Source organism: Roseovarius tolerans (assembly GCF_028885395.1).
In the GTDB taxonomy this organism is placed as follows: Bacteria; Pseudomonadota; Alphaproteobacteria; order Rhodobacterales; family Rhodobacteraceae; genus Roseovarius; species Roseovarius tolerans.
In genome coordinates, this window is record NZ_CP118494.1 from 1,967,832 (window position 1) to 1,980,526 (window position 12,695).

Annotated in this window: 11 protein-coding genes; 7 read left to right on the forward strand and 4 right to left on the reverse strand. The window is 63.3% G+C overall.

All coding sequences use genetic code 11. From position 1 onward, the window contains the following. Nucleotides 1–3: 3 nt before the first annotated feature. A complete protein-coding gene (locus PVU19_RS09665; protein WP_050661544.1) occupies nucleotides 4–915 on the reverse strand; it encodes a LysR substrate-binding domain-containing protein in 912 nt (303 codons plus the stop codon). Nucleotides 916–1,016: 101 nt separating this feature from the next. Here PVU19_RS09665 and PVU19_RS09670 point away from each other — a divergent pair, with 101 nt between their 5' ends. The 5 genes from PVU19_RS09670 to PVU19_RS09690 all read left to right on the forward strand — a co-directional run bounded on the left by PVU19_RS09670 (nucleotide 1,017) and on the right by PVU19_RS09690 (nucleotide 6,523). Then, on the forward strand, nucleotides 1,017–2,240 hold the full coding sequence (locus PVU19_RS09670) for an acyl-CoA dehydrogenase (protein ID WP_050661543.1): 1,224 nt from the start codon (nucleotides 1,017–1,019) through the stop codon (nucleotides 2,238–2,240). 61 nt (nucleotides 2,241–2,301) lie between these two features. Beyond that, entirely contained in the window at nucleotides 2,302–3,564 is a 1,263-nt protein-coding gene (locus tag PVU19_RS09675) for an NAD(P)/FAD-dependent oxidoreductase (RefSeq protein WP_050661542.1), read from the forward strand. Nucleotides 3,565–3,657: 93 nt separating this feature from the next. Continuing rightward, nucleotides 3,658–5,061: an MATE family efflux transporter gene (locus tag PVU19_RS09680; RefSeq protein WP_050661541.1), complete on the forward strand. Its 1,404-nt coding sequence runs from the start codon at nucleotides 3,658–3,660 to the stop codon at nucleotides 5,059–5,061. A 266-nt stretch (nucleotides 5,062–5,327) separates the two neighbouring features. Continuing rightward, nucleotides 5,328–5,771 carry a type II 3-dehydroquinate dehydratase gene (gene aroQ / locus PVU19_RS09685; protein WP_050661540.1) on the forward strand — a complete coding sequence of 148 codons (444 nt, stop codon included), beginning with the start codon at nucleotides 5,328–5,330 and terminating at the stop codon, nucleotides 5,769–5,771. Next, a complete protein-coding gene (locus tag PVU19_RS09690) occupies nucleotides 5,768–6,523 on the forward strand; it encodes a LuxR family transcriptional regulator (RefSeq protein WP_050661539.1) in 756 nt (251 codons plus the stop codon). Before aroQ ends, PVU19_RS09690 begins: the two co-directional genes overlap by 4 nt. A 359-nt stretch (nucleotides 6,524–6,882) precedes the next feature. Here the strand turns inward: PVU19_RS09690 and tsf are convergent, their stop codons facing one another. After that, nucleotides 6,883–7,755, reverse strand: coding sequence for a translation elongation factor Ts (gene tsf, locus PVU19_RS09695; protein ID WP_050661538.1), 873 nt, complete (start codon nucleotides 7,753–7,755; stop codon nucleotides 6,883–6,885). A 73-nt stretch (nucleotides 7,756–7,828) separates the two neighbouring features. After that, entirely contained in the window at nucleotides 7,829–8,602 is a 774-nt protein-coding gene (rpsB, locus tag PVU19_RS09700) for a 30S ribosomal protein S2 (protein WP_050661537.1), read from the reverse strand. Between the two features lie 249 nt (nucleotides 8,603–8,851). Here rpsB and PVU19_RS09705 point away from each other — a divergent pair, with 249 nt between their 5' ends. Beyond that, nucleotides 8,852–9,544, forward strand: a complete 693-nt coding sequence (locus tag PVU19_RS09705; RefSeq protein WP_050661536.1) for a DUF502 domain-containing protein — start codon at nucleotides 8,852–8,854, stop codon at nucleotides 9,542–9,544. 256 nt (nucleotides 9,545–9,800) lie between these two features. Here the strand turns inward: PVU19_RS09705 and PVU19_RS09710 are convergent, their stop codons facing one another. Next, nucleotides 9,801–10,574, reverse strand: a complete 774-nt coding sequence (locus PVU19_RS09710) for a 3-hydroxybutyrate dehydrogenase (RefSeq protein ID WP_050661933.1) — start codon at nucleotides 10,572–10,574, stop codon at nucleotides 9,801–9,803. Nucleotides 10,575–10,857: 283 nt separating this feature from the next. Here PVU19_RS09710 and PVU19_RS09715 point away from each other — a divergent pair, with 283 nt between their 5' ends. Beyond that, a complete protein-coding gene (locus PVU19_RS09715; RefSeq protein ID WP_050661932.1) occupies nucleotides 10,858–12,687 on the forward strand; it encodes an extracellular solute-binding protein in 1,830 nt (609 codons plus the stop codon). Nucleotides 12,688–12,695 lie beyond the last annotated feature (8 nt).

The following is a 12,695-nucleotide window of genomic DNA, read 5'->3' on the forward strand; positions in this document are numbered from 1 at the left end:
CGCCTAGCGCGGCAGCGTGTCCTCATCCTCGGTCTGTCCCGCCAGCCAGTCGCGGAACGTCAGCAGCGCGGGATCGCGCGCGCGGCTTTCCGGCCAGACGAGGTAATAGGCGCCCGACATCTCCGTGCGCGCGCCCCAGACGCGGGCCAGCCGCCCGGTCGCCAAATCCTGCTCCGCGAGGTAATCGGGCAGCAGCGCCACGCCCAACCCGTGCAGCGCCGCCTGCGTGATGGTTGAGAATTGATCATAGACCGTCCCGGTGATGCGCGCATCCTCGATGCCATGCGCGCCAAACCAATCGGCCCAGGCATTGGGCCGCGTCTCGATATGCAAGAGCGGCAGACGCAGCAGGTCCCGCGCAGAGGTGACCGGGGGATGGGCCGACAGAAGGTCGGGGGCTGCAACCGGCAGAACTGCCTCGGTTTTCAGCCGCAGCGCATCCGTTCCAGGCCAGTCTGCAGTCCCGAAATGTATCGCCGCGTCAAAGGGTTCGGAGGCGAAGTTGAACGGTTTGAGACGAGTCGAGAGGTTGATCGTCACCTCCGGGTGACGGCGCGCGAAATCCGCCAGCCGCGGCACCAGCCAGCGCATGCCGAAGGTGGGCAGGATCGCAAGGCTCAGGCTGCCGCCGACCGGGTTAACCGTCATGTTGACCGAGGCCTGCGCGATCTGCTGCAGCGCCCCGCGCACCTTGTCTGCATAGACCGCCGCGTCGGGCGTCAGACGCATGCTGCGCCCCTGCCGCAGGAACAGCGTCACGCCAAGCTGATTTTCAAGTGTTTTCAACTGCCTGCTGACCGCACTTTGCGTTTGTGACAGCTCCTCGGCGGCGGCAGTGGCGCTCCCGAGACGGTCGAGCGCCTCAAGCGCACGCAGCGAGGAGATCGAAGGCAGGAAGCGGCGGGGCAGGGTCATGCTTGCGAAAAACTCATGGGTTTATGTGGATTTATCGTTATTCAGGCCGGTTTGGCCAGTGTAAAGTGCCTCTAACCCAAGAATTGCATGAGGATTGCGCCATGAACGCCAATACCCCCACGCTCCGCGCCAAGGATGCGCCGGATCTCAATTCCTTTGAATGGAGCGACCCGTTCCGCCTGAGTGATCAGCTCTCGGAAGAGGAACGGATGATCGCGGAAAGCGCCCGCACCTTCGCGCAGGAAAGCCTGCAACCGCGCGTCATCGACGCCTATCGCGAAGAACGGGTGGAGCCGGAAATCTTCAAGGAAATGGGGCAGATGGGCCTCTTGGGCACCACCATCCCCGAGGAATATGGCGGGTTGGGATCGAGCTATGTGAGCTATGGCCTCGTGGCGCGCGAGATCGAGCGGGTCGATTCGGGCTATCGCTCGATGATGAGCGTGCAAAGCTCCTTGGTGATGTACCCGATCTACGCCTATGGCAGCGAAGAGCAGCGCCGCAAGTACCTGCCGGGGCTGGCGAGCGGCGAGTTGATCGGCTGTTTCGGCCTGACCGAGCCCGATGCGGGCAGCGACCCGGCGGCGATGAAGACCCGCGCGGTGCGCACCGATACAGGCTATCGCCTGACCGGCTCCAAGATGTGGATTTCCAACAGCCCGATTGCCGATGTCTTCGTGATCTGGGCGAAGTCCGAAGCCCATGACGGGAAGATCCGCGGCTTCGTGCTGGAGAAGGGCATGACAGGCCTGAGCGCGCCCAAGGTGGGCGGCAAGCTCAGCTTGCGTGCCTCGGTGACGGGCGAGATCGTGATGGACGGTGTCGAGGTGCCGGAATCGGCGCTTTTGCCGAATGTTCAGGGGCTTAAAGGGCCTTTTGGATGTTTGAACCGGGCCCGCTACGGCATCGCCTGGGGTGTCATGGGGGCGGCGGAATTCTGCTGGCACGCCTCGCGGCAGTATGGCCTTGATCGCAAGCAGTTTAACCGGCCACTGGCGCAAACGCAGCTCTTTCAGCTCAAGCTGGCCAACATGCAGACCGAGATCGCACTTGGCCTGCAAGCCGCCTTGCGCGTCGGGCGTCTGATGGACGAGGCCAACGCCGCGCCCGAGATGATCAGCCTGATCAAGCGCAACAATTGCGGCAAGGCATTGGAGATTGCACGCCACGCCCGCGACATGCATGGTGGCAACGGGATTTCAGAGGAATTTCAGGTCATTCGCCACATGGTCAATCTGGAGACGGTCAACACCTACGAGGGAACGCATGACGTGCATGCGTTGATTTTGGGCCGCGCGCAGACCGGGTTGCAGGCGTTTTTCTAAGGTGAGGAATGGGGCGCAGGTCTCTGATATCAATATGTAACCACTCCACGGGCCGCCGCGTATGAGCGGTCCGCTCACCTCACTCTGGCAGGCGAGCGCGGCGGAGGATTTCGCAGCACCGCCCTTGCAAGGCGAACGCAGCGTCGACCTCGCCATCGTCGGCGGCGGGTACACCGGCCTCTCGGCGGCGCTCGAGGCTGCGGGGCAGGGCGCGGATGTCACCCTGCTCGAGGCCGAGACCGTCGGGCATGGCGGCTCGGGGCGCAATGTCGGGCTGGTCAATGCCGGTCTCTGGCTGCCCCCCGATGCGGTCTGCAAGACGCTCGGTCAGGCGGCGGGCGAGCACCTCAACACCGTGCTGGCCGGTGCGCCGGATCTCGTCTTTGATCTGATCGAAACTCACAACATCGCCTGCGAACCCGTGCGCAACGGCACGCTGCATCTGGCCCATGCGCCCAAGGGCGTGGCACAACTGCGCGAACGGCTGGCGCAGATGCAGGCGCGCGGCGCACCGGTGCGGCTGCTGGAGGCCACGGAGGTCGCCACACGCACCGGAACTGAGCGGTTTCACGGCGCGCTGCATGATCCGCGCGCGGGCACCATTCAGCCGCTGGCCTATGCGCGCGGTTTGGCGCGCGCGACCGCAGAGCAGGGCGCACGCCTGCATGAGCAAAGCCCGGTCACGGCGGCCACGCGCCACGGCGGGCAATGGGTGATCCACACGCCCGGCGGCAAGCTGCGTGCGAAACATCTGCTGATGGCGACCAACGCGTATCACATCCCCGCGCCCCCCGTTCGCCTGCCCGAGATGCCGGTGGTGCAGTTCTACCAACTGGCAACCGAACCTCTTGGCGACAACCTCGCACGCGACATCCTGGCGGGCGGTGAGGGGTGCTGGGATACTGGCCTGGTGATGACCTCACTGCGGCGCGATGCGGCGGGGCGGATAATCCTCGGCGGCATGGGCGGCGACGCGAGCGCGCATGCCAACTGGGCGGAACGCAAGCTCACGCAGCTTTTCCCCCACCTGCGCGGCACCGAAATCAGCCATGCCTGGGCGGGGCGCATCGCGATGACCGGCAATCACCTGCCACGTATTCAGCGCATCGGTCAGGGCGGCTATGCGATCTATGGCTATTCCGGACGGGGCATCGCGCCGGGCACGGTGTTTGGCCGGGCCGCCGCGCGGGCGCTGCTAAGCGGACAGGAGGATGATCTGCCGGTGCCGGTGATCGACGCCCATCGCGAGGCCTTCGCGGGGCTGCGCACCCTCTATTACGAGACCGGCGCACGGATGGTGCACCTGATCGCCGCGCGCGGCTAAGCAAATTCGCACACAGAGTGTTGAGGGGCCGGGCATTGAGCGGGCGGCAAAGCCGGTTATGTGCCTTACACGTTGTGTAAAAGGAATATGACAATGGCCCTGAGCGAGAGCGGCGGCAGTTTCACCCAAGGCAATCTTTTCCGGCATGTGTCGGTGATGTCCTTCACCTCGAGCATCGGCTTGATGGCGATCTTCGCCGTCGATCTCATTGATATCGTGTTCATTTCCATGCTGGGGCGCGAAGAGCTGGCAGCGGCGGCGGGCTATGCCAGCGCGCTGATGTTCTTTGCCAGCGCCGTCAATATCGGGCTCTCGATTGCGGCGGGCGCGCTCGTGGCCCGGGCCGAGGGTGAGCGCAATCGCACAGACGCTCGCGAATACGCCACCAGCACGGCGGTGATCGCGGTGGCGACGGGGCTTTTTCTGCCGCTTCTGATGCTGCCGTTTCTCGATGTGCTCCTGGCGCTCCTTGGGGCCAGCGGAGCTGCGGCAGAAATGGCGACGGGCTACCTCTGGATCATCCTGCCGACGACCTTCCTTTCGGGGCTGTCGATGGTGGCGGTGGCGGTGTTGCGGGCCTATGGCGATGCGCGGGGCGCGATGTATCCCGCACTTCTGGGCGCCGGGGTCAACCTTGTCTTCGATCCTATCCTGATCTTTGCCGTGGGCTTGGGCCTCGAAGGGGCGGCCGTCGCGACGGTGCTGGCACGTCTCGCGACGGCGGTGCTGGCCGTGACCCTCGCCGTGGCACGCTATCAGGCCTTCGCGCGGCCCCGCCCGCAATGCGTGGCGCGCGATTTCAAGGATGCGGCGGGCATTGCGCTGCCTGCGGTTCTGGGCACGGTGGCGACACCTTTGGGCACCGCCATCGTGACGCGGGAAATGGCAAAATACGGCACCGACGCGGTCGCCGCCATGGCGGTGATCAACCGGATTGTGCCGGTCGTCTTTTCGGTCGTGCTGGCGCTCTCTGGGGCCATCGGGCCGATCTTCGGGCAGAATTTCGGGGCAGGGCGCATGGACCGGGTCTACGAGACATTCTTCGACGGGCTGAAATTTCTCGCCCTCTATGTGGTTGGCATGTCGGCGCTGCTCTTCGTGCTGCGCGCCCCGATTGCGGACATGTTCAACGCCAACGGCGACATGCGGGCGCTGCTGTATCTCTATCTCGGTCCGCTCGCGCTCGGCTCGTTCTTCAACGGCGCGATCTTCGTCGCCAACGCGTCGTTCAACAACCTCGGTCATCCGGGCTATTCGACGGGCGTGAACTGGGCACGGCACACGATTGGGACATGGCCCTTTGTCGTGGCCTTCGGGGCGATCTGGGGCGCGCAGGGCGTGCTGGCCGGGCAGGCGATCGGCGGGGCGGTCTTTGCCGCCGTGGCGGCATGGCTGGCCTTGCGCGTGATCGAGGCACCGTGCCGCGATCCACTTGCCGCGCATTACACATGCCCAGATCAGCGCATGCAGGTGATAAGCAACCGGTCGCAGCGCTGATATCCATTAGGCGCATAATCAGTATTATGTAAATAATTGATCCATCAGCCAAGTGTAGAGTTTACTCGAATACAACGTTATATCATTGGCTTGCACCAGATATCTCATGTGAGCCAAGCTATGACGCGATCCGACATTCCAAATCCTGAAGTGCCGTGCTGTGTCATTCGCGCCGCCCTGTCTCTACACATTGACAGATTGACACATGGCTCACTCGACACAACACTGCAATGCGGTCTAAACGTCGATCCGGAGGAAGCCTGCACATGACATCCATTCTGGTTCTGAACGGTCCGAATCTCAATCTGCTCGGCATGCGACAGCCCGAGATCTACGGTCACACCACGCTCGCGGATATCGAGGCGATGTGCCTTGCGCATGCCGAGACGCACGGGCTCGCCCTCGCCTTTGAACAGAGCAATCACGAAGGCGCCCTGATCGACGCCATTCACGCGGCGCGCGGAACCCATGACGGGATCATCCTGAATGCCGGCGCCTATACGCATAGCTCGATCGCCCTGATGGATGCGCTCGCCTCGGTTCAGATACCGGCCATCGAACTGCACTTGTCGAACGTGCATGCCCGCGAAGACTATCGCCACGTCTCCTACATCGCGCGGGTCGCCGTCGGTGTGATCTGCGGCTTTGGCGCGCCGGGCTACATCCTGGCCCTTGATGCCATGCGCGGACATCTGGAGCGCGGCGGATGATCGACCCGAAGGCCGTCAACCGGCTGCTGAATGTCGCCACGATCGAGGAATTGTGGGATCTTCATACGCGGCAGATGGCAGACTACGGGTTCGACCGGCTGATCTATGGCTGCACACGGTTTCGCACCGAAACCTCGCTGGGCGATCCGGATGATTTCGTGATCCTGTCGAACCACGCGCCGGACTATATCGACACCTTCATTGATCAGGGTCTCTATTTTCACGCGCCGATGGTGCGCTGGTCGCTGGGCAATGACGGGGCCTGTTCGTGGTCGATCCTGAACGAGCGTCTCGCCGCCGGTGAAATGACCGCGCAGGAACGCGCGGTGCTGGAGTTCAACCCGGCGCATGGTGTGACGGCGGGCTATTCGATAAGTTTCAAGTCGCTGCGCCCGCGCATGAAGGCCGCGATGGCCCTCACCGCGCGGCGCGGCACGACGCAGGCGGAGGTGGATCAGCTATGGTCCGAAGTCGGCGAGACGGTTCTCGCGCTCAACAACCTGGCGCATCTGTGCATCCTGTCCCTGCCCTACGAATCACCCAAACGCGCGCTGACCTCGCGGCAGCGCGAAGTTCTGGGTTGGGTCGGCGATGGCAAAACGGTGCAAGACATTGCCATGCTGATGGAACTTACCCCTGCAACCGTCGAAAAACACCTGCGGCTGGCGCGCAAGGCGCTCAGCGTCGAGACCACCGCACAGGCGGTTCTCAAAGCCGCATTTCAGAATCAGATTTTCTTCCTAGATGCCTGAAACCCTTTGCATTCAATAGCTTAAAAAATGGTATGGAATCCCTTACTTTCCTTACGTTAGGTAACGTCGCATTATGTCACCGTTCCGTGAGTGGTGGCTTTATTGCCTGGGAACATGGGGGGGTGTTCAACCTTTCGTTTCGGGGAACGCTCCTTCTTCCGGTCTGACCGGATGTCGGCTGTCGGCTCTTATTCCATCGGGGCAGGCAGTCGACGCCTACAGGCCGTCGTTTCATCCCCAATAGACGACCGGTCCAGAGCGGTGTCGCCCTAACCGGCGGCACCGCTTGCCATTTGCGATCCGGGCAAGAAAAAAGGGGCCCGCGCGGGGCCCCTTCTCAACCGGATCGCGCCCGTGGTTCAGCCCTGCGCGGCCTTGGCCACCTCGGCTGCGAAATCCTCTTCCTTCTTCTCGATGCCTTCGCCCACTTCGAGGCGCACGAAACCCGCGATCGTGGTGTCGGCCTCCTTGGCGGCAGCCTCGACCGTCAGGTCGGGGTTCATCACGAACGCCTGACCAAGCAGCGTGACCTCGGACATGAATTTCTTCATCCGGCCAACGATCATCTTCTCGATCACCGCATCCGGCTTGCCGGACTCGCGGGCGATCTCGATCTGGACCTGCTTTTCCTTTTCGACGACCGCCGGGTCGAGCGAGGCCTCATCCAGCGAGGCGGGGTTGGTGGCGGCGATATGCATCGCAACCTGACGGGCAAAGGTCTCGTCCCCCGAAAAGGCCACCAGAACACCGATCTTGCCCATGCCGTCAGCCGCGGCATTGTGGACATAGGACACGACACCGTCGCCTTCGACGCGGGCCATGCGGCGCAGCGACATGTTCTCGCCGATGGTGGCGATCTTGTCGGTCACGGTGTCGGCCACGGTCTTGCCGCCCAGATCGGTCGCGCTCAGCGCGTCGATATCAGCCGCCCCGAGCGCAGCGTCGGCGATCTGCGAGACCATGCTCTGGAAATCGGCGTTCTTGGCGACGAAATCGGTTTCCGAGTTGATCTCGACCGCGACGCCGACACCGCCTCCGACCTTGACCGCGACCAGACCTTCGGCCGCGGTGCGCCCGGATTTCTTGGCCGCCTTGGCAAGGCCCTTGGTCCGCAGCCAGTCGACAGCCGCTTCCATGTCGCCCGCGGTCTCGGTCAGCGCCTTCTTTGCATCCATCATGCCTGCGCCTGTCGTGTCGCGCAGCTCTTTTACCATTGCAGCAGTGATCGCCATCTTGGCTCTCCTCAAATTCGATTTATCGCGGGGGCGGGATAGCCCTGCCCCCGTGTCAGTTTCGTGACAGCGCTCAGCCTTCGGCGGCTTCGGTCTCGGCGACGGCCTCTTCCACGGGCGCCTCTTCCATGGCACCGAGGTCGATGCCGGCGGCACCCATCTGGGCTGTCATGCCGTCGAGTGCGGCGCGGCTGACCAGATCGCAATAGAGCGCGATGGCGCGGGCGGCGTCGTCATTGCCGGGGATGATGTAATCGATACCGTCGGGCGAGCAGTTGGTATCGACCACGGCCACGACCGGGATGCCCAGCTTGTTGGCTTCAGCGACGGCCAGCGACTCTTTCTTGACGTCGATGACGAACAGCATGTCCGGCACGCCGCCCATTTCGCGGATCCCGCCGAGCGACGCCTGAAGCTTGCCCTGATCGCGCTCGATGCCGAGGCGCTCCTTCTTGGTCAGGCCTTCGCCACCCGCTTCAAGGATCTCGTCGATCTGCTTGAGACGCTGAATGGACTTGGACACGGTCTGCCAGTTGGTCAGCGTGCCGCCGAGCCAGCGGTGATTCATGTAATACTGGGCGCATTTCTCGGCGGCTTCCGCCACCGGCTGCGCGGCCTGACGCTTAGTGCCGACAAAGAGGATGCGGCCGTTCTTGGCGACGCATTCACGGATCGCGTTCAGCGCCGCGTCGAGCATCGGAACGGTCTGCGTGAGGTCCATGATGTGGATGCCGTTGCGCGCGCCATAGATGAACTCGCCCATACGGGGGTTCCAACGCTGCGTCTGGTGGCCGAAGTGAACGCCAGCTTCCAGCAGCTGACGCATGGTGAACTCGGGAAGAGCCATGGCCGTATTCCTTTTCCGGTTTGCGCCTTGGCACGGGGTGAGAAGCGGAATGCTTCAACCGGTGGACTTGAACGGGGATGTCTCCCCCGTCAGCCCGCCCATGCCTGCGGATTTCAGTGCCGCGCGTATAGCGGCCCCTGCCCGCCTGTGCAAGCCCCGCCGGGGTTTTTTGCCGGGCCGCTTGTGCGGGCCATTGTGACAGCGGCGGAATGCGCCTAGATAACCCACGTTCTCTTGATGAGAGTTGTCATGACCACGCCTTTCGAAGACCCACCGATCGCCCCCAAGAAACCCACCCGTTTCGGCGGGCTGCGGACCAGTTTCCTGACCGGTCTGGTGGTGATCGCGCCGGTCGGCCTGACGATCTGGCTGATGTGGACGCTGATCGGCTGGGTCGACGGGTTCGTGCTGCCGCTCATTCCCGCGCATTACCAGCCCGAGCGCTATATCGGCATCAACCTGCGCGGCGTCGGCGTGGTGATCTTCCTGATCTTCACCGTGCTGGTCGGCTGGGTCGCCAAAGGCCTGATCGGGCGGTCGCTCATCCGCTTCGCCGAATCGCTGGTCAACCGGATGCCGGTGGTGCGTTCGATCTATTCGGGGGTCAAGCAGATCGCCGAGACGGTCTTTGCCCAGACCGAGAGCAATTTCGAGAGAGCCTGCCTGGTGCAATATCCGCGCAAGGATATCTGGGCGGTAGGCTTCATCTCGACCGAGGCGAAGGGCGAGATCAACCAGAAGGCAGAGACCGGCAGCGACCTGCTCAGCGTCTTCGTGCCCACCACGCCCAACCCGACCAGCGGCTTTCTGCTGTTCTTCCCGCGCGAGGACGTGATCGAACTGGACATGAGCATCGAAGACGCCGCCAAGCTGGTGATCTCGGCGGGTCTCGTCTATCCGGGCCAGAAAAAGCCCGAGGAGTTGCGCAAGAAGGCTGGGTGAAGGGGGGCGTGAATGGCCTGAAGCGAACATAGCGCCCCGCCAAAAGGTGCCGCGTGATCGCAGGGCCGGGGACTGGCGAAGCAACGGCTGTTGCCCGCACTTTATCCCAGCCAAGTCATTCTGAACTCAACACGTTGCGCGCCCTATCATATCGCCAGGCCGCGGGACGGCCCGGCGATCGCGCGGCACCTTCGGTGCGTTTCGCGCGGGATGTGGCAACGGCAGCTCTAGGCCCCTCTCGCCCCTGCCCCGCGCCTTACAGCGCCGTCCAGCCCCCATCGACGCTGATCGTCGTCCCGGTGATCTGCGCCGCCGCGTCCGAACACAAAAACAGCGCCGTGCCCCCCAGTTGCTCGGTGGTGGCGAACTCCTTCGACGGCTGACGCTCCAGCATGACCTTCTCGATCACCTCGTCGCGCTCCATCCCGTACTTCTCCATCGTGTCGGGGATCTGCGATTCGACCAGCGGCGTCAGCACATAACCCGGGCAGATCGCATTCGCCGTAATCGGCTCTTTCGCGGTTTCCAGCGCCACCACCTTGGTCATCCCGACAATGCCGTGCTTGGCCGCGACATAGGCCGATTTGAACGGGCTCGCCGTCAGGCCATGCGCCGACGAGATGTTGATCACCCGGCCCCAGCCCGCCTTGCGCATCAGGGGCAGCGCGGCAGCGGTGGTGTGATAGGCGGAATTGAGGTTGATCGCGATGATCGCGTTCCACTTCTCCGCCGGAAATTCGTCAATCGGGGCGACATGCTGGATGCCCGCATTGTTGATCAGGATATCGCAGGCCCCGGCCTTTTCGATCAGCGCGCGGCACTGGTCGCCATCCGACATGTCGGCCTGAATATAGCGCACCTTGGTGCCGGTCTCGTCGGCGATTTTACGGGCCAGCGCGTGATCCTCCTCCGAATCGGTAAAGGAGTTCAGAATCACCTCGACCCCGGCGCGCGCCAGTTCCCACGCGATGCCCAGACCAATGCCGGAATTCGAGCCGGTGATGACGGCGGTTTTGCCTTTGACGCTCATGCCTGTTCTCCCTTGTTCACACTGCACGCGCAGCATATGTGCCGCATCTGCGAATTGCACGGGGAATGAGGATCACGAGGGTGAGAGCGGGCCAAAAAAAACGCCCGCACGAGGCGGGCGTCAAGTTATTGAGGCAGGTTTCATACAGGCAAGAAACCTATCGAGCAGTGCCCCCTTTATAAGCAATCCTGCGCCTCGGGCCAAGCTAAAAGTTTGAAAAGACGTGAATCCGCCTCTACGCTCTGCCCCTGATAAACAAGGATCATTGAGGATTGTCGCCAAAATGAGATCAGAATTTTTCCGTCTTTTCCGGGCTGGGCTCTGCGCGATGATCCTTGCAGGAACGGCCTCTCAGACGCTCGGCGCGCCCGCGCATGGCATAGCTATGTATGGCGACCCCGCCCTGCCACCTGATTTTGTGTCCCTGCCCTATGCCAACCCGGATGCTCCCAAGGGCGGTCGCGTCGTCACCGGCAATGTCGGCGGCTTTGATTCGCTCAATCCCTTCATCCTGCGCGGCAGCCCGCCCTGGCAATTGGGGCATCTCACCCACGAGACCCTTTTGGGGCGATCCTGGGACGAGCCGTTCACGCTTTACGGCCTTCTGGCCGAATCGGTCGAGACGGATGAGGCCCGCACCTGGGTCGAATTCACCCTGCGTGAGGCGGCCCGATTCTCGGACGGCAGCCCGGTCACGGTCGAGGATGTGATCTGGTCCTTCGAGACATTGGGCACGCAAGGCCACCCGCGCTATCGCGGCTTCTGGTCCAAGGTGGGCCGCATCGCGCAGACCGGGCCGCGAAGCCTGCGCCTCGAGTTCACCGAGGCGGATCGCGAACTCGCCCTTCTGGCCGGGCTGCGCCCGATCCTGCAAAAGGCGCAGTGGCAGGGCCGCGACATCGCCGAGGCGGGGATCGAGGATATCCCGATCGGAACCGGTCCCTATGTCGTCGAGAACTACGAGGTCAATCGCCACGTCACCTTGCGCCGCAACCCCGACTACTGGGGACGCGACCTGCCCTTCCGGCGCGGCACCAACAATTTCGACGAGATCCGGATCGAGTTCTTCGGCGACGACACCGTGCTGAAAGAGGCGTTCAAGGCCGGGATCATCAGCTACGTGCGCGAATTCAACGCCGAGGCCTGGGCCGAGGAATACGATTTTCCCGCCGTCGAGCGCGGCGAGATCGTGAAATCCGAAATCCCGCATCAGAAACCCTCGGGCATGACCGGCTTCGTGATGAACACCCGCCGCGCACCGCTGGGTGACTGGCGCGTGCGCGAGGCGCTGATCACCGCGTTCAATTTCGAGTATATCAACGACACCCTGACCGGCGGACGGCAGCCCCGCATCACCTCGTATTTCTCCAATTCCGAACTGGGCATGGATCACGGCCCCGCCACGGGCCGCGTGCGCGAGTTGCTCACACCCTTCGCCGACAGCCTGCCCCCCGGCACGCTCGAGGGCTACAGCCTGCCCGACGGCGACGGCACCGCGCGCAATCGCAAGGGTTTGCGCCGCGCGATGAAGCTTCTGAGCGAGGCGGGCTGGCAGGTCGAGAACGGGCGGCTGGTCAACGCCGACGGCACGCCACTGCGCCTCACGGTGCTTTTGCAGCAGGACGGGCTGATCGGTCAGGCCAGTGCGATGATGGATATCTATGCCCGCGCGCTCGACCGTCTGGGCATCGAATTGCGGATCGAGATGACCGACAAGGCGCAATATGCCGAGCGCGAGGCGAACTATGATTTCGACCTGACAATGATGCGCCGCTCGCTGTCGCTCAGCCCCGGCAACGAGCAGATGTATTACTGGGGTTCCGATGGCGTGGACGACCCCGGCAGCCGCAACCTGATGGGCATGCGCTCGCAGGCGGCAGAGGCGATGATCCGCACCATCCTGAACGCACGCGACCGCGAGGAATTCGTCGCCGCCACCCGCGCGCTCGACCGGATACTGACGGCGGGGCGCTACGTGATCCCGATCCATCAATACAGCGTCGGTCGTATTGCCCACAAGGCACAGTTGCACTATCCTGAGGACGCGCTGCCGATCTACGGGGACGGTATCGGTTTCCTCCCCGAGGTCTGGTGGTTTGAGGCAGAAGAATAACAACAGGC